General features: G+C 56.5%; 19 protein-coding genes. 18 read left to right on the plus strand and 1 reads right to left on the minus strand.

Annotation, left to right across the window (positions count from 1 at the left end; genetic code table 11):
• Window positions 1–13: 13 nt before the first annotated feature.
• The 9 genes from iscS (at window position 14) to sseB (ending at window position 7,230) form a co-directional block, all read left to right on the plus strand.
• Window positions 14–1,228: a cysteine desulfurase gene (gene iscS, locus ACTU3N_RS11275; protein WP_443086225.1), complete on the plus strand. Its 1,215-nt coding sequence runs from the start codon at window positions 14–16 to the stop codon at window positions 1,226–1,228.
• Window positions 1,229–1,255: 27 nt separating this feature from the next.
• Complete coding sequence (gene iscU, locus ACTU3N_RS11280; RefSeq protein ID WP_443086226.1) at window positions 1,256–1,639, plus strand: Fe-S cluster assembly scaffold IscU; 384 nt, start codon at window positions 1,256–1,258, stop codon at window positions 1,637–1,639.
• Window positions 1,640–1,656: 17 nt separating this feature from the next.
• Complete coding sequence (gene iscA / locus ACTU3N_RS11285; RefSeq protein ID WP_443086227.1) at window positions 1,657–1,980, plus strand: iron-sulfur cluster assembly protein IscA; 324 nt, start codon at window positions 1,657–1,659, stop codon at window positions 1,978–1,980.
• A gap of 74 nt (window positions 1,981–2,054) precedes the next feature.
• A complete protein-coding gene (hscB, locus tag ACTU3N_RS11290) occupies window positions 2,055–2,570 on the plus strand; it encodes a co-chaperone HscB (protein ID WP_443086228.1) in 516 nt (171 codons plus the stop codon).
• 17 nt (window positions 2,571–2,587) lie between these two features.
• Window positions 2,588–4,438, plus strand: a complete 1,851-nt coding sequence (gene hscA / locus ACTU3N_RS11295; protein ID WP_443086229.1) for a Fe-S protein assembly chaperone HscA — start codon at window positions 2,588–2,590, stop codon at window positions 4,436–4,438.
• A 1-nt stretch (window position 4,439) separates the two neighbouring features.
• Window positions 4,440–4,775 carry an ISC system 2Fe-2S type ferredoxin gene (fdx, locus tag ACTU3N_RS11300; protein WP_443086230.1) on the plus strand — a complete coding sequence of 112 codons (336 nt, stop codon included), beginning with the start codon at window positions 4,440–4,442 and terminating at the stop codon, window positions 4,773–4,775.
• A gap of 1 nt (window position 4,776) precedes the next feature.
• Window positions 4,777–4,977 carry a Fe-S cluster assembly protein IscX gene (gene iscX / locus ACTU3N_RS11305; RefSeq protein ID WP_007370809.1) on the plus strand — a complete coding sequence of 67 codons (201 nt, stop codon included), beginning with the start codon at window positions 4,777–4,779 and terminating at the stop codon, window positions 4,975–4,977.
• A gap of 126 nt (window positions 4,978–5,103) precedes the next feature.
• A complete protein-coding gene (pepB, locus tag ACTU3N_RS11310; protein ID WP_443086231.1) occupies window positions 5,104–6,390 on the plus strand; it encodes an aminopeptidase PepB in 1,287 nt (428 codons plus the stop codon).
• A gap of 63 nt (window positions 6,391–6,453) precedes the next feature.
• The gene (gene sseB / locus ACTU3N_RS11315) at window positions 6,454–7,230 is read left to right on the plus strand and encodes an enhanced serine sensitivity protein SseB (RefSeq protein ID WP_443086232.1); all 777 of its coding nucleotides are present in this window, start codon (window positions 6,454–6,456) and stop codon (window positions 7,228–7,230) included.
• Between the two features lie 36 nt (window positions 7,231–7,266).
• On the opposite strand, the gene sseA is transcribed toward sseB, so the two are convergent.
• A complete protein-coding gene (sseA, locus tag ACTU3N_RS11320; RefSeq protein WP_443086233.1) occupies window positions 7,267–8,109 on the minus strand; it encodes a 3-mercaptopyruvate sulfurtransferase in 843 nt (280 codons plus the stop codon).
• A gap of 201 nt (window positions 8,110–8,310) precedes the next feature.
• On the opposite strand from sseA, the gene ACTU3N_RS11325 reads away from it, so the two are divergent.
• The 9 genes from ACTU3N_RS11325 to bamB all read left to right on the plus strand — a co-directional run bounded on the left by ACTU3N_RS11325 (window position 8,311) and on the right by bamB (window position 23,156).
• Window positions 8,311–13,275 carry an alpha-2-macroglobulin family protein gene (locus tag ACTU3N_RS11325; protein WP_443086234.1) on the plus strand — a complete coding sequence of 1,655 codons (4,965 nt, stop codon included), beginning with the start codon at window positions 8,311–8,313 and terminating at the stop codon, window positions 13,273–13,275.
• Between the two features lies 1 nt (window position 13,276).
• On the plus strand, window positions 13,277–15,601 hold the full coding sequence (gene pbpC / locus ACTU3N_RS11330; protein ID WP_443086235.1) for a peptidoglycan glycosyltransferase PbpC: 2,325 nt from the start codon (window positions 13,277–13,279) through the stop codon (window positions 15,599–15,601).
• A 148-nt stretch (window positions 15,602–15,749) separates the two neighbouring features.
• Entirely contained in the window at window positions 15,750–16,181 is a 432-nt protein-coding gene (gene ndk / locus ACTU3N_RS11335; RefSeq protein ID WP_023481239.1) for a nucleoside-diphosphate kinase, read from the plus strand.
• 153 nt (window positions 16,182–16,334) lie between these two features.
• A complete protein-coding gene (locus tag ACTU3N_RS11340; protein WP_443086236.1) occupies window positions 16,335–17,501 on the plus strand; it encodes a bifunctional tRNA (adenosine(37)-C2)-methyltransferase TrmG/ribosomal RNA large subunit methyltransferase RlmN in 1,167 nt (388 codons plus the stop codon).
• A 291-nt stretch (window positions 17,502–17,792) separates the two neighbouring features.
• Window positions 17,793–18,782 (plus strand): cytoskeleton protein RodZ, encoded by a 990-nt coding sequence (gene rodZ, locus ACTU3N_RS11345; protein ID WP_443086237.1) that lies wholly within the window; start codon window positions 17,793–17,795, stop codon window positions 18,780–18,782.
• A gap of 26 nt (window positions 18,783–18,808) precedes the next feature.
• Complete coding sequence (ispG, locus tag ACTU3N_RS11350; protein ID WP_443086238.1) at window positions 18,809–19,927, plus strand: flavodoxin-dependent (E)-4-hydroxy-3-methylbut-2-enyl-diphosphate synthase; 1,119 nt, start codon at window positions 18,809–18,811, stop codon at window positions 19,925–19,927.
• Between the two features lie 108 nt (window positions 19,928–20,035).
• Window positions 20,036–21,310, plus strand: a complete 1,275-nt coding sequence (gene hisS / locus ACTU3N_RS11355) for a histidine--tRNA ligase (protein WP_443086239.1) — start codon at window positions 20,036–20,038, stop codon at window positions 21,308–21,310.
• 36 nt (window positions 21,311–21,346) lie between these two features.
• Complete coding sequence (locus tag ACTU3N_RS11360) at window positions 21,347–21,967, plus strand: YfgM family protein (protein WP_443086240.1); 621 nt, start codon at window positions 21,347–21,349, stop codon at window positions 21,965–21,967.
• A gap of 10 nt (window positions 21,968–21,977) precedes the next feature.
• The gene (bamB, locus tag ACTU3N_RS11365) at window positions 21,978–23,156 is read left to right on the plus strand and encodes an outer membrane protein assembly factor BamB (protein WP_443086241.1); all 1,179 of its coding nucleotides are present in this window, start codon (window positions 21,978–21,980) and stop codon (window positions 23,154–23,156) included.
• Window positions 23,157–23,263 lie beyond the last annotated feature (107 nt).

The raw sequence follows: 23,263 nt of genomic DNA on the forward strand, positions 1-23,263 counted from the left end.
AGTTTAAAGAGCAATGAAATTACCGATTTATCTCGACTACTCCGCAACCACGCCGGTGGACCCGCGTGTTGCCGAGAAAATGATGCAGTTTCTGACCCTGGACGGGACCTTTGGTAACCCTGCTTCCCGTTCACACCGTTTTGGCTGGCAAGCTGAAGAAGCCGTCGATATCGCCCGTAACCAGATTGCAGAACTGGTCGGTGCCGATCCGCGTGAAATCGTCTTCACTTCCGGTGCAACCGAATCCGATAACCTGGCGATTAAAGGTGCTGCCAACTTCTACCAGAAAAAAGGCAAGCACATTATCACCAGCAAAACCGAGCACAAAGCTGTGCTGGATACCTGTCGCCAGCTGGAGCGTGAAGGGTTTGAAGTCACCTACCTCGCGCCGCAGAGCAACGGTATCATTGACCTGAAAGAGCTGGAAGCGGCGATGCGTGACGACACCATCCTCGTTTCCATCATGCACGTGAATAACGAAATCGGCGTGGTGCAGGACATCGCGGCAATCGGCGAAATGTGTCGTGCGCGCGGTATCATCTACCATGTGGATGCCACCCAAAGCGTGGGCAAACTGCCGATTGACTTAAACCAGCTGAAAGTTGATCTGATGTCCTTCTCCGGCCATAAAATTTATGGGCCGAAAGGGATCGGTGCGCTTTATGTGCGCCGCAAACCGCGTATCCGTATCGAAGCGCAAATGCACGGCGGTGGTCACGAGCGCGGCATGCGTTCCGGCACCCTGCCTGTTCACCAGATTGTCGGCATGGGCGAAGCCTATCGTATCGCGAAAGAAGAGATGGCGAGCGAGATGGAGCGCCTGCGCGGCCTGCGTAACCGTCTGTGGAACGGCATCAACGATATCGAAGAAGTGTATCTCAATGGTGACCTTGAGCACGGCGCGCCGAACATCCTCAACGTTAGCTTTAACTACGTTGAAGGCGAGTCGCTGATTATGGCGCTGAAAGACCTGGCTGTTTCTTCCGGTTCTGCCTGTACTTCTGCAAGCCTTGAGCCGTCCTACGTGCTGCGCGCGTTGGGCATGAATGATGAACTGGCGCATAGCTCCATCCGTTTCTCTTTAGGGCGTTTCACCACTGAAGAAGAGATAGACTACACCATCGCACTGGTGCGTAAATCCATTGGTCGTCTGCGCGAGCTTTCTCCGCTGTGGGAAATGTTCAAGCAGGGCGTGGATTTGACCACTATCGAATGGGCTCATCATTAATTCGTTGCGCAAACAGGAGAATACATCATGGCTTATAGCGAAAAAGTAATCGATCACTACGAAAACCCGCGCAACGTTGGCTCGTTCGACAACGGCGACGACAGCATCGGTAGCGGCATGGTCGGCGCGCCGGCGTGCGGCGACGTGATGAAGCTGCAAATTAAAGTTAACGAGAAAGGCATTATCGAAGACGCGCGTTTCAAAACCTACGGTTGCGGCTCTGCGATTGCCTCCAGCTCGCTGGTGACCGAGTGGGTCAAAGGTAAATCCCTGGACGAAGCGCAGGCGATCAAAAACACCGATATCGCCGAAGAGCTGGAACTGCCGCCGGTGAAAATTCACTGCTCAATTCTGGCGGAAGATGCTATTAAAGCCGCGATTGCGGATTACAAAAGCAAACAAGCGAAATAAGGCGGGAGGTTGTTGTCATGTCCATTAGCCTGAGCGACAGTGCTGCCGCGCGAGTAAATTCTTTCCTTGCCAACCGTGGAAAAGGGTTTGGTCTGCGTCTGGGGGTCAGAACCTCTGGTTGTTCTGGTATGGCCTATGTACTGGAATTTGTTGACGCACCGAACGAAGAAGACACAGTGTTTGAAGACAAAGGCGTAAAGGTTGTGGTTGACGGCAAAAGCCTGCAATTTCTCGACGGCACTCAGCTGGACTTCGTCAAAGAAGGCCTGAACGAAGGGTTCAAATTTACCAACCCGAACGTCAAAGACGAGTGCGGTTGCGGTGAAAGCTTCAACGTCTAATCGCGTATCACCCGATGACCCCACCGCAGGCACCTGTGCGTGGGGTCTGCTTCGAATGCACACCCGGAATTGTTATGGATTACTTCACCCTCTTTGGGTTGCCGGCCCATTATCAACTCGATACCCAGGCGCTGGCGACACGTTTCCAGGATCTGCAACGGCAGTATCATCCTGACCGTTTTGCCAGCCATCCGCAGGCGGAGCAACTGGCCGCTGTGCAGCACTCCGCAACGATTAATCAGGCGTGGCAAACGCTACGAAACCCGCTAACGCGCGCAGAATATCTGCTCTCGCTCCACGGGTTTGATTTGGCCTCTGAGCAGCACACGGTTCGCGACACCGCCTTTTTGATGGAGCAACTGGAGCTGCGCGAAGAGCTGGATGAGATAGCCCGCGCTGAAGACGCCGCGCGTCTGGAGGCATTCCAGGCACGGGTGAAAGCGCTGTACGATGCGCGACATCAGCAAATGGTACAACAGTTAGATAATCAAACGTGGGATGCCGCGGCGGATACCGTGCGTAAACTGCGTTTTCTCGATAAACTGCGCAGCTCAACAGAACAACTCGAAGAAAAACTGCTCGGTTTTTAAAATTTTGGAAGCACACAATGGCCTTATTACAAATCAGTGAACCCGGCCTGAGCGCCGCACCGCACCAGCGCCGTCTGGCTGCGGGCATCGACCTTGGCACTACCAATTCGCTGGTGGCCACGGTGCGCAGCGGGCAGGCAGAAACGCTGGCCGACAGCGCCGGGCGGCACTTGCTCCCCTCCGTCGTTTATTACCAGGCCGACAGCCACTCCGTCGGTTTTGATGCGCGTGACAATGCCGCGCTGGACCCGATCAACACTATCAGTTCCGTAAAACGTCTGATGGGCCGCAGCCTTGCGGATATTCAGGCGCGCTATCCGCACCTTCCGTGGCAGTTTCAGGCCAGCGAAAACGGTTTGCCGATGATTGTCACCCCGGCGGGCCTGGTGAACCCTGTTCGCGTCTCCGCCGATATCCTTAAAGCCCTTGCGGCTCGCGCGCAAGAGACGCTGGCGGGCGAGCTGGATGGCGTGGTTATCACTGTCCCTGCCTATTTTGATGATGCGCAGCGTCAGGGCACAAAAGATGCGGCGCGTCTTGCGGGCCTGCACGTGCTGCGCTTGCTCAATGAGCCGACCGCCGCGGCCATCGCCTACGGCCTGGACTCCGGGCAGGAAGGGGTGATTGCCGTCTACGATCTCGGCGGCGGCACCTTTGATATCTCAATTCTGCGCCTCAGCCGTGGCGTGTTTGAAGTGCTGGCGACCGGCGGAGATTCAGCGCTGGGCGGAGACGATTTTGACCATCTGCTGGCTGATTACATTCGCGAGCAGGCGAAGCTTACCGATCGCAGCGATGCCCACCAACAGCGTGAATTGCTGGACGCGGCGATTGCCGCCAAAATCGCGCTCAGCGATGCCGACGTTGTCGATGTGAACGTGGCGGGGTGGCAGGGCAGCATCACGCGTGCGCAGTTCGACGCGCTGATTGCACCGCTGGTAAAACGTACATTGCTCGCCTGTCGCCGTGCATTGAAAGATGCAGGCGTGGAAGCAAGCGAGGTACTGCAAGTCGTGATGGTTGGCGGTTCGACGCGCGTGCCGCTGGTGCGCGAACGTGTGGGCGAGTTTTTTGGCCGCACGCCGTTGACTTCCATCGACCCGGATAAAGTTGTCGCCATTGGTGCCGCAATCCAGGCGGATATTCTGGTCGGCAACAAACCCGACAGCGAAATGCTGCTGCTGGACGTCATCCCGCTCTCGCTGGGGCTGGAAACGATGGGCGGCCTGGTTGAGAGGGTTATTCCGCGCAATACCACCATTCCGGTGGCGCGGGCGCAGGAGTTCACCACCTTTAAAGATGGCCAGACGGCGATGTCCATCCATGTGTTGCAGGGTGAGCGCGAACTGGTGCAGGACTGCCGCTCGCTGGCGCGTTTTGCGCTGCGCGGTATCCCGGCGATGCCCGCAGGCGGAGCGCATATTCGCGTGACCTTCCAGGTTGACGCTGATGGTCTGCTCAGCGTGACCGCGATGGAAAAATCGACCGGTGTGGAATCCTCTATCCAGGTGAAACCGTCCTACGGTCTGACCGACGGCGAAATCGCCGACATGATCAAAGACTCCATGAGCTTTGCTGAGCAGGACGTGAAAGCACGTATGCTGGCAGAGCAGAAAGTGGAAGCCGCGCGCGTACTGGAAAGTCTCGACGGTGCGCTCGCCGCTGACGCCGCGCTGTTAAGCGCCGCAGAGCGTGCGGGAATCGACAAGGCAGTGGCGCATCTGCGCGCGGTTGCCGAAAGCGATGATACCGACGCAATAGAACAAGCCATTAAAAATGTAGATAAACAAACCCAGGAATTCGCCGCGCGCCGTATGGATCAATCCGTGCGTTCCGCGCTGAAAGGCCATTCCGTCGACGAGGTTTAATATGCCTAAAATTGTTTTTCTGCCTCATCAGGATCTCTGTCCGGATGGCGCAGTTCTGGAAGCAAAAAGCGGTGAAACGATCCTGGATGTCGCCCTGCGCGGCGGCATAGAGATTGAGCACGCCTGCGAAAAATCCTGTGCCTGCACCACCTGCCACTGTATCGTGCGGGAAGGTTTTGATTCTTTGCCGGAAAGCAGTGAAGACGAAGACGACATGCTGGATAAAGCCTGGGGTCTTGAGCCGGACAGCCGTTTAAGCTGCCAGGCGCGCGTCACTGATGAGGATCTGGTGATAGAGATCCCGCGCTACACTATCAACCACGCACGGGAGCACTAAGATGGGACTGAAATGGACCGATAGCCGTGAAATCGGCGAAGCTCTCTACGACAGCCGTCCGGATGTGGACCCGAAAACCGTCCGTTTCACCGATATGCATCAGTGGATCTGTGAACTGGAGGAGTTCGACGACGACCCGAACGCATCCAATGAGAAAATTCTCGAAGCGATTCTGCTAGTCTGGTTAGACGAAGCATCGTAATCACGCAACGGGCTGCCTTCGGGTAGCCCGTTTTTACGCAAGCCTTGTGCGTAAGGATTTCGGGCGCGGCCCGACCCAATCTGGCCCATAACATAGCCTGCCGATCAGGCTCTAAGGATAAGTACAATGACAGAAGCCATGAAAATTACGCTGACCACGCAAAGCGCGGATCCGCGTTGGGGTGAAAAAGCCACTTACAGTATCAATAACGACGGTATCTCCCTGCATCTTACCGGAAAAGACGATCCGGCGCTTATTCAGCGCGCAGCCCGTAAAATCGATGGTCTGGGCATCAAGCATGTTGCTTTAAGCGGCGAAGGCTGGGATGTAGAGCGCAGCTGGGCTTTTTGGGCGGGTTATAAAGGGCCAAAAGGCACGCGCAAAATTGACTGGCCGCAACTGAGCGACGCTGAGCAAAACGAGCTGAATAACCGCCTGCAAACCATTGACTGGGTGCGTGACACCATTAATGCACCGGCAGAAGATCTGGGGCCAGAACAACTGGCGCAGCGCGCGGTCGATCTGCTGCACAGCGTGGGCGGCGAAAAGGTGTCATACCGCATCACTAAAGGTGAAGATCTGCGCGAGCAGAACTATATGGGTCTGCATACGGTAGGGCGTGGCTCCGATCGCCAACCGGTGCTGCTGGCGCTGGACTATAACCCGACCGGTAACGCCGATGCGCCGGTTTATGCCGTGCTTGTGGGCAAAGGGATAACCTTTGACTCCGGCGGCTACAGCATTAAGCCGACCAGCTCTATGGATTCGATGAAATCGGATATGGGCGGCGCGGCGCTGGTGACAGGCGCACTGGCTTTTGCTATCACGCGCGGCCTGAATAAGCGTGTGAAATTAATTCTTTGCTGTGCGGATAATCTGATAAGCGGTAACGCCTTTAAGCTTGGCGATGTCATCCATTACCGTAACGGTAAAACAGTTGAAGTGATGAATACCGACGCCGAAGGGCGCCTGGTGCTGGCCGATGGTTTGATTGATGCCAGCGCGCAGAAACCCGAGCTGATTATCGATGCCGCGACGCTGACCGGGGCGGCTAAGACCGCGCTGGGTAATGATTACCACGCACTATTCAGCTTCGATGACGGACTGGCAGGTCGCCTGATGAGCAGCGCAGCCGCAGAAAATGAACCGTTCTGGCGCTTGCCGCTGGCCGAGTTCCACCGCAGCCAACTGCCGTCTAACTTTGCTGAGCTGAACAATACAGCGAGCGGCTCGTTCCCTGCGGGTGCCAGCACGGCGGCTGGTTTCTTGTCGCATTTCGTTGAAAACTACCAGCAGGGTTGGCTGCATATCGACTGTTCCGCCACCTATCGTAAAGCGCCGGTTGAGCAGTGGGCGGCCGGGGCGACCGGGCTTGGCGTGCGCACCCTTGCTAATCTGTTAACGGCTGAGTAATTTCCCTCATTTACCGCTGCCTCTCTGCCTGAGAGGCAGCAAGAGGGCTAGTGTGGAATGTCTATGTCTGACTCGAATAACGAATTAGAAACGCTGCTGGAGCAGGCCGCAACCGAGCCTGCTTACCGTCCGGCATTTTTTCGCACGCTGCTGGAATCCACCGTTTGGGTACCCGGAACAGCGGCAGAAGGCGAAACCATTGTTGAGGATAGCGCGCTCGATTTAGAGCACTGGGAGAAAGATGACGGTAGCTCCGTTATTCCTTTTTTTACCTCGCTTGCAGCGTTGCAACAGGCCGTTGATAAAGGGCAGGCGTTTGTGGTGATGCCAGCGCGTACGCTCTTTGAAATGACGCTTGGCGAAACGCTTTTTCTCAATGCGAAACTGCCAACCGGTAAAGAGTTCACTCCGCGTGAAATCAGCCATTTAGTTGGCGAAGAGGGCAGCCCGCTAAGCCAGCAGGAAGTGCTGGAAGGCGGAACTGCGCTACTGTTATCAGAAGTGGCAGAACCGCCTGCACAGATGGTTGATTCTCTGACCACGCTTTTCAAAAGCCTCAAAACCGTTAAACGCGCGTTCCTCTGCTCCGTCAAAGAGCAGGCTGACGAGCAGGCTAACCTGCTTATCGGTATTGAAGCGGAGGGCGATATCGAAGCGATAGTCCACGCGGCGGGAAGCGTGGCAACGGATACGCTGCCGGGGGATGAACCCGTCGATATCTGCCTGGTTGCGGAAGGCGAAAAAGGCATCAGCCACTTTATGCTGGCGCATATTACGCCCTTCTACGAACGCCGCTGGGGCAGTTTCCTGCGCGACTTTAAACAGAACCGCATCATTTAATGCTCAGGCGGTGCGCTCTGCACCGTCTGCTTTTCATCACGCCGGTTCTGTCGGCAAATCTTCACGCGCGCCCCATTCACTCCAGGAACCGTCATACAGCGTGACATCTTTTGCGCCAAGCGTCGTCAGCGCCAGCACGACGACTGCCGCCGTTACGCCAGAGCCGCAGCTTGCGATGACCGGTTTGCGCAAATCCACGCCCTGGCGGCGGAAAATAGCTGCCAGCGCATCGGTGGTTTTCAGCTCCCCCTCAACAACCAGGTCACCCCAGGGAACGTTCAGCGCGCCAGGTATATGGCCGCGCTTAAGCCCCGGTCGCGGCTCGTCTGCCTGCGCGTTAAAACGTGGCGCCGGGCGAGCATCGACAATTTGCGCCGTCCCTTCGTGGCTCGCCAGCAGCATGTCGGTCAGTTTTTTAACGACCGCCGGATTAAAATTGGCCTGAAAGTCAGACTCCGGCAGCGGGACATCACCCTGTTGCAATGGCAGGGCATCACGCTGCCAGCCCGCCAGGCCGCCCGCCAGAATTGAGACATTTTCAGCCCCGAAACTGCGCAGCATCCACCATGCGCGCGGCGCAGAAAACAGGTTGCCCTCATCATATACAACCAGATGTTTATCGTGGCTTATCCCCAGCTCGCGCATGGCAACAGCAAAGGCTTCCGGGCGCGGCATCATATGCGGCAGAGGCGAGGTGTGATCGGATAGCGCTTCGATATCAAAAAAGACAGCCCCGGGAAGATGCCCTGCGCGATACTCGGCTTTGATATCGCGATGCTCCTGCCCGGGAGGCGCCATCCGGGCGTCAATCAGCTGAATTTCAGGGTCATCACTATGCTCAATCAGCCAGTCGGGCGCGACAAAAAACGAAGTGGACATGGTTGCCTCCGTGTCTTCAACAGTAACCTGAATTGTTAACGTTTTTACCTGAACCGACAAGTTATCCGCGTCAACTCTGGCCGGGTTTTCGTCATTTTGCGGCCTGCTTTCCAGATTTTAGTGGCTTTTTTGAATTCCTGGTTTTCACGCATAATAATGCCCGTGCATCGCTCAACAAGCTTGACAGAACAGGGATAAAAAATGAGATCGCTACGCTTCGCGGCGCTGACCTGCGCGCTATTAACGACACTGGTATTAGCAGGCTGCGATAACGATGATAAACCGCAGGCCGCCAGTACGGCTGCCGCATCTGCTACGCCTGCCGTGGAGCAAAAAGGCCAGGCAAATCCCGCGCCGGATAAAGCAAAGCGCGCGCAGCTTGTGGCGCAAAGCGAAGGAAAAGCCCTCACATTACTGGATGCGTCTGAGGTTCAGCTTGACGGTGCAGCGGCACTGGTGTTGGCGTTCTCTGTGCCGCTGGAGCCCGATCAGGATTTCTCTGCTGTTGTTCACCTGGTGGATAAAAAAAGCGGCAAAGTCGATGGTGCCTGGGAGCTTGCGCCCAATCTGAAAGAATTACGCCTGCGGCATCTGGAGCCGAATCGTGAACTGCTGGTGACGGTAGATAGCGGCCTGAAAGCGCTGAATGGCGCGACCTTTAATACCAATTATGAAAAAACCATCGCCACGCGCGATGTGCAGCCCAGCGTCGGCTTTGCCAGTCGGGGATCGCTGCTGCCGGGGAAGGTTGTTGAAGGGCTGCCGGTCATGGCGCTTAATGTAAATAGCGTCGATGTCAATTTTTACCGCGTAAAACCTGAGTCGCTCGCCGCCCTTATCAGCCAGTGGGAGTATCGCAACTCGCTGAGCAACTGGGAGTCGGACAACTTACTGAAAATGGCCGATCTGGTGTATACCGGACGTTTTGACCTCAACCCGGCGCGCAATACCCGTGAAAAACTGATGCTGCCGCTTAGCGGTATCCAGCCGTTGCAGCAAACGGGGGTATATATTGCAGTGATGAATCAGGCCGGGCATTACAACTACAGCAATGCCGCGACGCTGTTTACGCTGAGCAATATTGGTCTTTCCGCACACCGTTATCACAATCGTCTGGATATCTTCACGCAGGGGCTGGAAAACGGCGCGGCGCTCTCAGGTATAGATATTGTCTTACTCAATGAAAAAGGCCAAACGCTGGCACAGGCGACCAGCGACAGCGATGGGCATGCGACCCTGACGACAGATAAAGAAGCGGCGCTGATACTGGCGCGCAAAGAGGGTGAAACGACGCTGCTGGATCTCAAACTTCCGGCACTTGATCTGGCGGAGTTTGCCGTCGGGGGCGAGCCGGGTTACAGCAAGCAATTTTTTATGTTTGGCCCGCGCGATCTTTATCGTCCTGGCGAAACGGTGATACTGAATGCGCTGTTGCGCGACAGCGACGGTAAGCTGCTGGCCGATCAACCGGTGAAACTTGAGGTCGTCAAGCCGGACGGCCAGGTTATCCGCACCGTTGTTATCCAGCCGCAAAACGGCCTGTATCAGTTTACCTGGACTCTGGACGCCGGAGCGCAGACCGGGCTTTGGCATATCCGGGCTAATACCGGCGACAATCTTGCGCGCGAGTGGGCATTCCACGTCGAAGATTTTATGCCGGAGCGCATGGCGCTCGCTATTACCCCGCAACCGCAGCCCGTTGCGCCTTCAGCAGACGTGTTGTTTAACATTGAGGGCCACTATCTCTACGGCGCACCTGCCAGCGGTAACACGCTACAGGGCCAGCTTTTTCTGCGCCCATTGCGTGAAGCCGTGCAGGCCTTACCCGGCTTCCAGTTTGGCGATATTGCGGAAGAAAACCTCAGCCGCAGTCTGGATGAGGTTCAGCTGACGCTGGATAAATCCGGGAAGGGGACGGTGAGTACACCGAGCCAGTGGCAGGATAGCCACTCTCCGCTGCAACTCATTTTGCAGGCGAGCCTGCTGGAATCGGGCGGTCGTCCGGTGACGCGCCGGGCAGAGCAGGCAATCTGGCCGGCGAAAACGCTCCCGGGTATTCGCCCGCAGTTCGCCTCGAAAGCGGTTTACGACTACCGCACGGATACGACCGTAAATCAGCCGATGGTTGATGAAAACAGCACCGCTGCTTTTGACATCCTCTACGCTGATGCACAAGGTAACAAAAAGGCGGTCAGCGATTTACAGGTGCGTTTGATTCGTGAGCGGCGTGATTACTTCTGGAACTGGTCAGAAAACGAAGGCTGGCAGTCACAATTTAACCAAAAAGATTTGGTGGAAGGCGAGCAAAGCCTGACGCTTGCGGCAGACGAAACGGGCAAAGTGAGTTTCCCGGTCGAGTGGGGATCTTACCGGCTGGAGGTAAAAGGCCCTGATAACACGCTTAGCAGCGTGCGTTTCTGGGCGGGTTACAGCTGGCAGGATAACAGCGACGGAGCGGGGGCTGCACGCCCGGATCGCGTCACCATGAAGCTCGATAAACCAGGCTATAAGCCGGGCGATACTATTAAACTTCACCTCACAGCGCCTGCGGCCGGCAAAGGCTACGCGATGATTGAGTCCAGCGAAGGGCCGCTTTGGTGGCAGGAGATTGATGTTCCGGCGCAGGGGCTCTCGCTTGAGATTCCGGTCGACAGCAAATGGCAGCGCCACGATCTCTACATCAGCACGCTGGTTGTTCGCCCTGGCGATAAATCGAAATCCGCCACGCCAAAACGCGCGGTGGGTGTGCTGCATCTGCCGATGGGCGATGAAAATCGCCGTCTTAATATCGCGCTCGATACGCCGCAAAAGATGCGTCCTAATCAGCCGTTAACGGTAAAAATTAACGCGTCCGTGAAGAATGGCGAAACGCCAAAACAGATAAATGTGCTGGTGTCGGCGGTCGACAGCGGTGTATTGAATATCACCGACTTCGTTACGCCCGACCCGTGGCTGGGCTTTTTCGGGCAAAAACGGTACGGGGCGGATATCTACGATATCTACGGGCAGGTGATTGAAGGCCAGGGGCGTCTGGCGGCGCTGCGCTTTGGTGGTGACGGCGATGAGTTAAACCGCGGCGGTAAACCGCCGGTCAATCATGTCAACATTATTGCTCAGCAAGCGCAGCCAGTGACGCTTGATGAGAAGGGCGAAGGAACGGTGACGCTGCCGATTGGCGATTTTAATGGCGAGTTACGTGTAATGGCGCAAGCCTGGAGCGCACAAGAGTTCGGCAGCAGCGAAAGCAAAGTGATAGTCGCAGCACCGCTCATTGCCGAACTGAATAAGCCGCGCTTTTTGGGCAGCGGCGATACCTCCCGTTTAACACTGGATCTCACTAACCTGACAGACCAACCGCAAACGCTGAGCGTCGCGCTGACAGCAAAGGGTTTGCTTAGCCTTGAAAGCGCGCAGCCGGAACCGGTCACGCTGGCAGCAGGCGAGCGTTCGACGCTGTTTATTCCTGTGCGTGCGCTGGACGGGTTTGGCGACGGAGAAATCAGCGCGCAAATTAGCGGGTTGGCTCTGCCGGGCGAAACGTTCGCCCCGGAACACAAACAGTGGAAATTAGGCGTGCGGCCACCCTTTGCGGCGCAGACCGTTAGCAGCGGAGTGATGCTTAAGCCAGGCGAAAGCTGGCAGGCACCGCCACAGCATCTGGCGGGAATTTCCCCGGCAACGCTTACGGGGCGCTTACTGTTTAGCGGCAAACCGCCGCTGAATATCGCACGCTATATCGAAGAGCTCAGAGCGTATCCGTATGGCTGCCTGGAGCAGACAGCCAGCGGGCTGTTCCCGTCGCTTTATACCAATGCAGCGCAACTGGCAGTGCTGGGGATTAAAGGCGAAAGCGACGAGCAGCGTCGGGCCGCGGTGGATATCGGTATCTCAAGGCTTTTACAAATGCAGCGTGACGATGGCGGGTTCGCCTTGTGGGATAAAAACGGGCCTGAGGAGTACTGGTTGACAGCCTATGTGACCGACTTTCTGGTCAGCGCCTCGGCTCAGGGTTATAGCGTGCCCGCCGGGGCGCTCAATAACGCAAACAACCGCTTGTTGCGTTATCTGCAGGATCCGGCGGTGATGGCCGTGCGTTATAGCGACGATGTGCCCGCCACCAAATTTGCCGTGCAGAGCTATGCAGGACTGGTGCTGGCTCGCCAGCAAAAAGCGCCGTTGGGCGCGCTGCGTGAAATCTGGCAGCGCCATGACAGCGCAAAAGCTGCGCTGCCGTTGATGCAGCTCGGTGTGGCGCTAAAACTGATGGGGGATGAACCGCGCAGCGAGCAGGCTCTGGCGCTGGCGTTGAAAACCTCACGCCCGCAACCCTCAGTCTGGCTGGCGGATTATGGCAGCGAACTGCGTGACAACGCGCTGATGCTGGCTCTGCTCCAGGAGAATAATCTGCTGGCAGGCGAGCAGTCCCGCCTGCTGACAACGCTTTCAGAGCAGGCATATGGTCAGCGCTGGTTGTCCACACAGGAAAGCAACGCGCTGTTTTTGGCCGGGCGTAACCTCCAGAATGTTCCCGGCAGCTGGCAGGCGCAAACTTCCCTGAGTGAAGCGCCTCTGGCTGGCGATAGTGCCCAGGCTCGCAGCCTTGATGCCGACAGCCTTGCAGCATTACAGGTTACTAATAGCGGAACCACACCTCTGTGGCTGCGTCTCGACAGTTCCGCCTATCCGCAGATTGCCCCGGCGCCTTCCGGCAATGTTCTGCAAATTGAGCGTACTGTTCTGGGAACCGATGGGCGTAGTAAATCGCTCTCTTCGCTGAAAAGCGGTGAGCTGGTGCTGGTGTGGCTGGATATTCGCGCCAGCCAGAACGTGCCGGATGCACTGGTCGTGGACTTACTTCCTGCCGGGCTGGAGCTGGAGAACCAGAACCTCACCAGCAGCAGCGCCAGTTTGCAGGAGAGCGGCAGCGAAGTGCAGGAACTGCTCAACGCTATGCAGCAGGTGGATATCCAGCATATGGAGTTCCGCGACGATCGCTTTGTCGCGGCGGTGTCGGTAAACGAAGGTCAGCCCGTCACGCTTGTTTATCTGGCTCGCGCAGTCACACCGGGTACATACCAGGTTCCGGCACCTCAGGTGGAATCGATGTATGTCCCGGGCTGGCGCGCGACAGGAGCGACCAGTGGGCCGTTAATCATTGTTCCGTAACGTGAAAAGAGTACGTTTGTTATCCACCCGCAGGCTTTGGCTTGTGGGTGTACCGCTACTGGTAGTGCTGGCGGTACTGGTCGCCGACAAAATCTGGCCGCTGCCGCTTGTTGAAGTGCAGCCCGCGCGGGTGGTTGTCGCTGAAGATGGCACGCCGCTGTGGCGGTTTGCCGATGGCGAAGGGATTTGGCGCTATCCGGTGACCATTGAAGAGGTCTCGCCCCTCTACCTGCAGGCGCTGATCCAGTATGAAGATCGTTGGTTCTGGAAGCATCCTGGCGTCAATCCTTTTTCGGTTCTGCGCGCGGCCTGGCAGGATTTGCGCGCGGGTCACGTTGTCTCCGGGGGCAGTACGCTCACCATGCAGGTAGCGCGGCTACTCGACCCGCATCCGCGAACCTTTGGCGGCAAGGTTCGCCAGCTGTGGCGCGCATTGCAACTGGAGTGGCATCTTTCCAAGCGCGAAATCCTCACGCTCTATCTGAATCGCGCCCCCTTTGGCGGTACGCTGCAGGGCGTTGGCGCTGCAAGCTGGGCCTATCTGGGAAAACCGCCTTCACAGCTAAGCCACGCCGAAGCGGCACTTCTGGCGGTGCTGCCGCAAGCGCCAAGCCGCCTGCGCCCGGACCGCTGGGCGCAGCGTGCGCAGGCGGCGCGAGACAAAGTCCTCGCACGCATGGCTTCGCAGCGCGTCTGGTCTGCGCGCCAGGTGAAGGAAGCTCGGGAAGAACCGGTATGGTTGGCGCCGCGGCAGATGCCCCAGCTGGCGCCGCTCTTTTCCCGGCGAATGCTAAGCGTCAGTAATTCGCTGAAAATAACAACGACGCTGGACGCCAGCCTGCAACGGCAGCTGGAAGAACTGGCGCTGAATACCAAATCACGGCTGGCGCAGCGAAGTTCGCTGGCCATGATAGTTATCGATCATACGGATATGAAAGTCCGTGGCTGGGTCGGTTCGGTCGATATCAATGACGACAGCCGTTTCAGCCATGTGGATATGGTCAGCGCGGTGCGTTCTCCCGGCTCGGTACTGAAACCTTTTATTTACGGTCTGGCGCTCGATGAAGGGCTTATCCATCCCGCTTCTTTATTACAGGATGTGCCGCGCAAGGTGGGGGATTATCGCCCCGGCAACTTTGACAGCGGTTTTCACGGCCCGGTTAGTATGAGCGAGGCGCTGGTGCGTTCGCTGAATTTACCCGCAGTCCAGGTGCTGGAAGCTTACGGGCCGAAAAAGTTTGCCGGGAAGCTGCGTAACGCTGGCCTGCCGCTGATATTACCGGGCGGTGCAGAGCCAAACCTGTCGCTTATCCTCGGCGGTGCCGGAGCAAGGCTTGAGGATATTGCCGCAATCTGGAGCGCGTTTGCTCGCGGCGGTAAAGCGGGCAAGCTCCGCCTGACGCCGGATGCGCCGCTCGTCGAACGCCGTCTGATGTCGCCGGGCGCGGCATGGATTATCCGCCGTATCCTGGCCGGTGAGGCGCAACCGAAGCCGGACGCCGCGTTGCCTCAGGTCGCGCCCCTGGCATGGAAAACCGGCACCAGCTATGGCTACCGTGATGCCTGGGCAATAGGTATCAACGCGCGCTATGTCATCGGTATCTGGGTTGGAAGGCCCGATGGTACACCGGTCGCCGGGCAGTTTGGCTATGCCAGCGCTGTGCCGCTGCTTAATCAGGTGAACAATATGCTACAGGCGCACTCATTACTCGATCAGGGCAAATTACCGCGCGATCCGCGCCCGGAAACGGTAAGTCGTGCGGTCATCTGCTGGCCGGGAGGGCAACGTTTGCCAGCCGGAGACAGTAACTGCCGCCGTCGGCTGGCCACATGGCTACTGGACGGCAGCCAGCCGCCGACGCTGCTGATGCCGGAGCAGGAAGGGTCGCAGGGGATTCGCTTCCCGCTGTGGCTTAACCGTGAGGGCCGTCGCGTCGCGGCGGATTGCCCGCAGGCACAGCAAAAAACTTTGATAGTCTGGCCATTACCCCTTGAGCCCTGGCTGCCGCCCACCGAGCGCCGTGGCGCGCGCTTACCCGCAGCCGATACGCGTTGCCCGCCGCGTCAGGAGAGTGCGCCGCCGCCGTTGTTACTCAGTGGGGTACGGGATGGCGCCATCATCAGGCGGCTTCCTGGCGAGGCGTTTGCTTCGCTGCCTCTACAGAGCAGCGGCGGGGAAGGGGCGCGCTGGTGGTTTTTAAACGGTGAGCCGCTGGCAACGCATGAGCCTGCGCTAAGTCTTAAACTTGCGAAAACGGGCGAATATCAGCTGCTGGTGATGGATAATGCGGGGCAGGTTGCCACGGTGCAGTTTGCTGTGCAATAAAGCCGTAGCGAAGCGATTTTATTGCGCGTGTTGCTAATACTCATCTTATTTTAAAAAAATGTTACCTTAATCCATAGGCAACACGTGAGATGCTCATTATAATCCGCGCCACACTTGTGTCCGAACAGAACAACTAACAGAGGTAATCATGGCTATTGAACGTACTTTTTCCATCATCAAGCCGAACGCGGTGGCAAAAAACGTTATTGGCAACATCTTCTCTCGCTTTGAAGCCGCAGGGTTCAAAATCGTTGGTACCAAAATGCTGCACCTGACCGTTGAGCAGGCGCGCGGTTTTTATGCTGAGCACGAAGGTCGCCCGTTCTTCGATGGCCTGGTTGAATTTATGACCTCTGGCCCGATCGTTGTTTCTGTTCTTGAAGGGGAAAATGCGGTACAGCGCCACCGTGATCTGCTGGGTGCAACCAACCCGGACAACGCGCTGGCTGGCACTTTGCGTGCTGATTACGCTGACAGCTTCACCGAAAACGGCACCCACGGTTCCGATTCCGTGGAGTCCGCTGCACGCGAAATCGCTTATTTTTTCGCTGAAGGCGAAGTGTGCCCGCGTACGCGCTAATCTATATTTAACGAAAATATCACGCGCAAGCGTGGTATCTGTACGTCAGAATTTGTACAATGCTGCGCCCCAGGATGAGCAGACGCTTGCCTGGGGCGCTTCTTTTTAACCCTCCACGGGCCACAACGTGTAATAACGAGGCCGGAAAAAAATATGTCTGAAAATACTGTCATGCCTGAGAACGATGTTCTTACGGTTCCAAACAAAGACGCAAAAATCAATTTGCTGGATCTTAACCGTCAGCAGATGCGTGAATTTTTCAAAAATTTAGGTGAAAAACCCTTTCGCGCCGACCAGGTGATGAAGTGGATGTATCACTATTGCTGCGACGATTTTGATGAGATGACCGACATCAATAAAGTGCTGCGCGGCAAATTAAAAGAAGTCGCTGAAATCCGCGCGCCGGAAGTGGTCGAGGAGCAGCGCTCATCCGATGGGACTATCAAATGGGCCATCGCAGTCGGCGATCAGCGTGTCGAAACCGTGTATATCCCGGAAGACGATCGCGCAACGCTGTGCGTCTCTTCCCAGGTCGGTTGTGCGCTGGAGTGTAAATTCTGCTCCACCGCACAACAGGGCTTTAACCGTAACCTGCGGGTGTCGGAAATCATCGGCCAGGTATGGCGCGCGGCGAAAATCATCGGCGCGGCGAAAGTGACCGGTAGCCGTCCTATCACCAACGTGGTGATGATGGGCATGGGAGAGCCGCTGCTCAACCTGACTAACGTGGTACCGGCGATGGAAATCATGCTGGATGATTTTGGCTTTGGGCTATCCAAACGCCGCGTCACCCTGTCAACGTCTGGCGTGGTTCCTGCGCTTGATAAACTCGGCGATATGATTGATGTCGCGTTGGCTATTTCCCTGCACGCGCCGAATGACGAAATCCGCGACGAAATTGTACCGATTAATAAGAAGTACAATATTGAAACCTTCCTCGCTGCGGTGCGCCGTTACCTTGAAAAGTCCAACGCCAACCAGGGCCGCGTGACGATTGAATACGTGATGCTTGACCACGTCAATGACGGCACGGAACACGCGCATCAGCTGGCTGAGTTGCTGAAAGATACGCCGTGTAAGATAAACCTGATCCCGTGGAACCCGTTCCCCGGCGCGCCGTATGGTCGCAGCTCCAACAGCCGTATCGATCGGTTCTGCAAAGTCTTAATGAGCTATGGTTTTACGACTATCGTGCGTAAAACGCGCGGCGATGATATCGATGCGGCTTGTGGGCAACTGGCGGGCGAGGTGATTGACCGCACCAAACGCACTATGCGCAAGCGTATGCAGGGCGAGCCCATTGCGGTTAAGGCCGTGTAATTGCAGAAGGCTGCGCAGTTAATGTGTTGCATTTTGTAAAAATGCGTGGAAATTGGCCTGTCCGGGCGCAGGCCAGTAATAATTACGGTGCGTTTCTGCTGAGATTGAGGCAGTATGTAGTGATGGAACAAGGGTTTAGCAAAAAGTGCTGAAAGCTGTTCTGTTATGGCAAGCCAGAGAGTCTTATACTGTGGGTCTATGGTTAACTGACCCGGTTTTTTCGTGGCGCTTGTGAGCATTGCGGTCACAAACGCCTGATTCTTACATTTCACGTACCAGTAGTTGTAGCGAATGAATACTGAAGCCACTCAAGACCAAAACGAAGCACAAACCACTGGCGTACGTCTGCGCAGCGCCCGTGAACAACTTGGACTCAGCCAGCAGGCCGTTGCCGAACGCCTGTGTCTGAAGGTCTCCACGGTACGCGATATTGAAGAGGACAGGTCTCCTGCCGACCTGGCTTCCACGTTTGTACGTGGTTACATCCGCTCTTATGCTCGCCTGGTGCACATTCCTGAAGAGGAGTTGCTGCCGATGATCGAGAAGCAAGCACCGGTGCGTGCCGCCAAAGTTGCGCCTATGCAGAGCTTTGCGCTGGGTAAACCGCGCAAAAAACGCGACGGCTGGCTGATGAGCTTTACCTGGCTGGTATTGTTTGTCGTGGTCGGTCTCACGGGCGCCTGGTGGTGGCAGAATCATAAAGCGCAGCAGGAAGAGATCAGCACGATGGCCGATCAATCCACCGCAGAGCTTAACGCCAGCAACAGTGACAGCCAGAGCATACCGCTCAATACCGATACCATTTCTACACCTGCGCCAGCACCGGCTGACAGCGCACCCGTGACGGACACTGCCCAGGCGCCGACGGAGTCTGCTCCGCTGGACACGGCGAGCCAGGCCCCGGCTGTGGTTGCACCGTCCCAGGCGAATATCGATCCTGCGCCGCAAGCGCCTGTCGCTACTGACAGCACTGCTGCACAGTTGCCGATCGATCAGGCGGGCGTAGCGTCGGCGGCGGATGCCACTGCGCTGGTGATGAACTTCACGGCCGATTGCTGGCTTGAAGTGAGCGATGCGACCGGTAAAAAACTCTTTAGCGGTATGCAGCGCAAAGATGGCGTATTGAACCTGAACGGTCAGGCACCCTATAAACTGAAAATTGGTGCACCGGCCGCAGTACAGATCCAGTATCAGGGGAAACCTGTCGATCTGAGTCGTTTTATCAGAACTAACCAGGTTGCGCGTCTGACCCTCAATGCCGAACAATCAGCAGTACAGTAACAGACGGGCAACGCGGGAGATTTTTAATGCATAACCAGGCCCCGATTCAGCGTCGGAAATCGAAACGGATTTATGTTGGTAATGTGCCGATCGGCGATGGTGCTCCCATCGCCGTCCAGTCAATGACAAACACCCGTACCACGGATGTTGAGGCAACGGTTAATCAAATCAAAGCGCTGGAGCGCGTTGGCGCGGACATCGTTCGCGTTTCCGTCCCCACCATGGACGCGGCAGAAGCCTTCAAACTTATCAAACAGCAGGTGAGCGTGCCGCTGGTGGCGGATATCCACTTTGATTACCGTATCGCGCTGAAAGTTGCCGAATACGGTGTCGACTGCCTGCGAATCAACCCTGGCAATATCGGCAACGAAGAGCGTATCCGCACCGTTGTTGATTGCGCGCGCGACAAAAATATTCCTATCCGTATTGGCGTCAATGCCGGATCGCTGGAAAAAGATCTGCAGGAAAAGTACGGCGAACCAACGCCGCAGGCGCTGCTCGAATCCGCCATGCGTCACGTCGATCATCTCGATCGTCTGAATTTTGACCAATTTAAGGTCAGCGTAAAAGCCTCCGATGTGTTTCTCGCGGTAGAGTCGTATCGCCTGCTGGCAAAACAGATAGAGCAGCCGCTGCATCTGGGCATCACCGAAGCCGGTGGCGCGCGCGCCGGTGCCGTAAAATCAGCCATTGGCTTAGGTCTGCTGCTTTCTGAAGGCATTGGCGACACCCTGCGTATTTCGCTGGCGGCTGATCCGGTGGAAGAGATCAAAGTTGGGTTTGATATCCTGAAGTCCTTGCGTATCCGCTCGCGCGGTATCAACTTTATCGCCTGCCCAACCTGCTCCCGCCAGGAGTTTGATGTTATCGGTACTGTTAACGCACTTGAACAGCGCCTGGAAGATATCATCACGCCGATGGATGTTTCTATTATCGGTTGCGTGGTGAATGGCCCCGGCGAAGCGCTGGTGTCCACGCTTGGTGTGACCGGCGGCAACAAGAAAAGCGGCCTGTATGAAGATGGCGTGCGCAAAGATCGCCTGGATAACAGCGACATGATAAGCCAGCTTGAGGCCCGTATCCGTGCAAAAGCCTCAATACTGGACGAAGCGCGCCGTATCAACGTGCAACAGGTAGAAAAATAACGTAGCTGGGAAGCGGCTGGCTTCCCGTGTATGATGAACCCGCCCGGCGCGAGCAGTGCTCGTCGCGGCCCTGAGGGTTCATTTTTTGTATTAATAAAGAGAACAAACGTGGCAAAGAACATTCAAGCCATTCGCGGCATGAACGATTATCTGCCTGGCGACACCGCCATCTGGCAGCGTATTGAAGGCACCTTAAAAAACGTGCTCGGCAGCTACGGTTACAGTGAAATCCGTTTGCCGATTGTAGAGCAGACCCCGTTATTCAAACGCGCGATCGGTGAAGTGACCGACGTGGTTGAAAAAGAGATGTATACCTTTGACGATCGCAACGGCGATAGCCTGACGCTGCGTCCCGAAGGTACGGCGGGCTGTGTACGCGCCGGCATCGAGCATGGTCTTCTGTACAATCAGGAACAGCGCTTGTGGTATGTCGGGCCGATGTTCCGCTATGAGCGTCCGCAAAAAGGGCGCTATCGCCAGTTCCATCAGCTGGGTGTGGAAGTGTTTGGCCTGCAGGGGCCGGATATTGACGCCGAGCTGATTATGCTGACCGCACGCTGGTGGCGCGCGCTTGGCATCGACCAGCATGTTGCGCTGGAGCTTAACTCTATCGGTTCGCTGGCGGCGCGCGCGACATATCGCGAGGCGCTGGTGGCTTTCCTTGAGCAGCATAAAGACAAGCTGGACGAAGACTGCCTGCGGCGTATGTATACCAACCCGCTGCGCGTACTGGACACCAAAAACCCGGAGATTCAGACGCTGCTCAACGATGCGCCGAAACTGGGTGATTACCTTGATGAAGAGTCCCGCGAGCACTTTGCCGGGCTGTGTGCTTTCCTGGATGCGGCAGGCATCCGTTATACCGTGAACCAACGGCTGGTACGCGGCCTGGACTACTACAATCGCACCGTGTTTGAATGGGTCACCAGCAGCCTGGGGGCGCAGGGGACGGTGTGCGCAGGCGGTCGTTACGATGGCCTGGTTGAGCAGCTTGGCGGTCGCGCCACGCCAGCGGTTGGCTTTGCGATGGGTCTGGAACGACTTGTTTTGTTAGTTCAGGCAGTTAATCCGGAATTTAAAGCAGAATCCGTTGTCGATATATACCTGGTGGCCTCTGGCGCCAATACGCAGTCTGCGGCAATGCTGCTGGCAGAGAAGGTGCGCGATGCGTTGCCTGGCGTACGGCTGATGATGAACCACGGCGGCGGCAATTTCAAAAAGCAATTCGCACGGGCAGATAAATGGGGCGCTCGCGCCGCGCTGGTGCTCGGCGAGTCTGAAATTGCTGGCGGTAATGTTGTGGTGAAGGATTTACGCTCTGGTGAGCAGAGTACGGTAACGCAGGACAGCGTTGCGGCGCATTTGCGCACACTACTGGGCTAATCTCGCCGGTGAATTATCGTTAAGGAGAAGGACTGCGTGGAAATTTACGAGAACGAAAACGACCAGGTTGACGCTATCAAACGCTTCTTTGTCGAAAACGGCAAAGCACTGGCTGTTGGGGTAGTTTTAGGTATCGGTGCGCTGGTCGGCTGGCGCTACTGGTCCAGTCATCAGGAGGATTCGGCAAAAGCCTCCTCCCAGGCGTATGAAGACGCGATTTCCGCGCTTTCGGCCGGTAAACCCGAGGCGCTCGCCGCCGGGGAGAAATTCGTCGCTGATAACAAAAACACCTACGGCGCGTTAGCTGCGCTGGAGCTGGCGCAGCAGTACGTTGATAAAAACGAGCTGGAAAAAGCAGCCGCCCAGTTACAGCTGGGGCTGGGTGCGACCAGTGATGAAAATCTGCAATCAATGATTAACGTACGCCTGGCGCGTGTTCAGGTGCAGCTGAAGCAGCAAGACGGCGCGCTGAAAACGCTGGATGCCGTGAAGGGTGAAAGCTGGGCGGCTATCGTTGCCGATCTGCGCGGCGAAGCGTTGCTGAGTAAAGGCGATAAACAAGGTGCGCGCACCGCATGGGAAAACGGCATCAAAAACAATGCTTCTCCTGCGTTGAGTGAAATGATGCAGATGAAAATTAATAATTTGTCCATCTAAGAGGGACCCGATGCAATTGCGTAAATTACTTCTGCCTGGGCTGCTTTCCGTTACGTTATTGAGCGGCTGTTCCCTGTTCAGTGGTGAAGAAGATGTTGTGAAGATGTCTCCGCTGCCAACTGTTGAAAACGAATTCAACCCATCCACTGCGTGGAGCACATCGGTGGGTAACGGTATCGGCGATTTTTATTCCAACCTGCACCCGGCATTTGCTGATGGTGTGGTGTATGCCGCCGATCGTCATGGCACGGTGAAAGCCGTCAGTATTGATGATGGCCGTGAAATCTGGTCAGTCAATCTGGCAGAAAAAGACGGCTGGTTCTCTTCCCGTCCGGCGCTGCTCTCCGGCGGTGTCACCGTTGCCGGTGGCCATGTGCTGATCGGCAGCGAAAAAGCGCGCGTTTATGCGCTCAACACCAGCGACGGCAGCGAAGCCTGGCAGGCACGCGTGGCCGGTGAAGCGCTGTCCCGCCCGGTTGTCAGCGATGGCCTGGTCTTAATTCACACCAGTAACGGCCAGCTTCAGGCGCTGAATGAAAGCGATGGCGCGGTGAAATGGACCGTCAACCTGGATATGCCGTCTCTCTCCCTGCGCGGTGAATCCGCTCCGGCCACCGCCTTTGGCGCAGCCATTGTTGGCGGCGATAATGGACGCGTGAGCGCGGTGCTGATGCAGCAGGGCCAGATGATTTGGCAGCAGCGTATTTCGCAGGCAACGGGCGCTACGGAAATTGACCGCCTGAGCGATGTGGATACCACGCCTGTGGTGGTGGATGGCGTGGTCTACGCGCTGGCCTATAACGGTAACCTGACGGCGCTGGATTTGCGCAGCGGTCAGATCATGTGGAAACGCGAGCTGGGTTCAGTAAGCGATTTCGTGGTTGAAGGCAACCGTATCTATCTTATCGATCAGAACGATCGCGTGCTGGCCCTGACCACCGACGGTGGCGTGACGCTGTGGACGCAAAGCGATCTGTTGCATCGTAACCTTACCGCTCCGGTGCTGTATAATGGTTACATTGTGACAGGTGACAGCGAAGGGTACATTCACTGGATCAATATCGACAGTGGGCGTTTTGTCGCGCAGGAGAAAGTCGATAGCTCTGGTTTCCTGACCGAGCCGGTGGTTGCCGATGGCAAACTGCTTATCCAGGCGAAAGACGGTACGCTGTACGCCATCACGCGTTAATCGCGCTGTGAGTGTCGTTTCTGAAGACGGCTCCTGTTGCAGGGGCCGTTTTCCTGTTTTAAAAACGCTGCGCAAGTCGTAACGTTTTGCTAATGAATTATCAGTAA

This window comes from Vagococcus sp. WN89Y (genome assembly GCF_052220145.1).
GTDB lineage: Bacteria > Pseudomonadota > Gammaproteobacteria > Enterobacterales > Enterobacteriaceae > Kosakonia.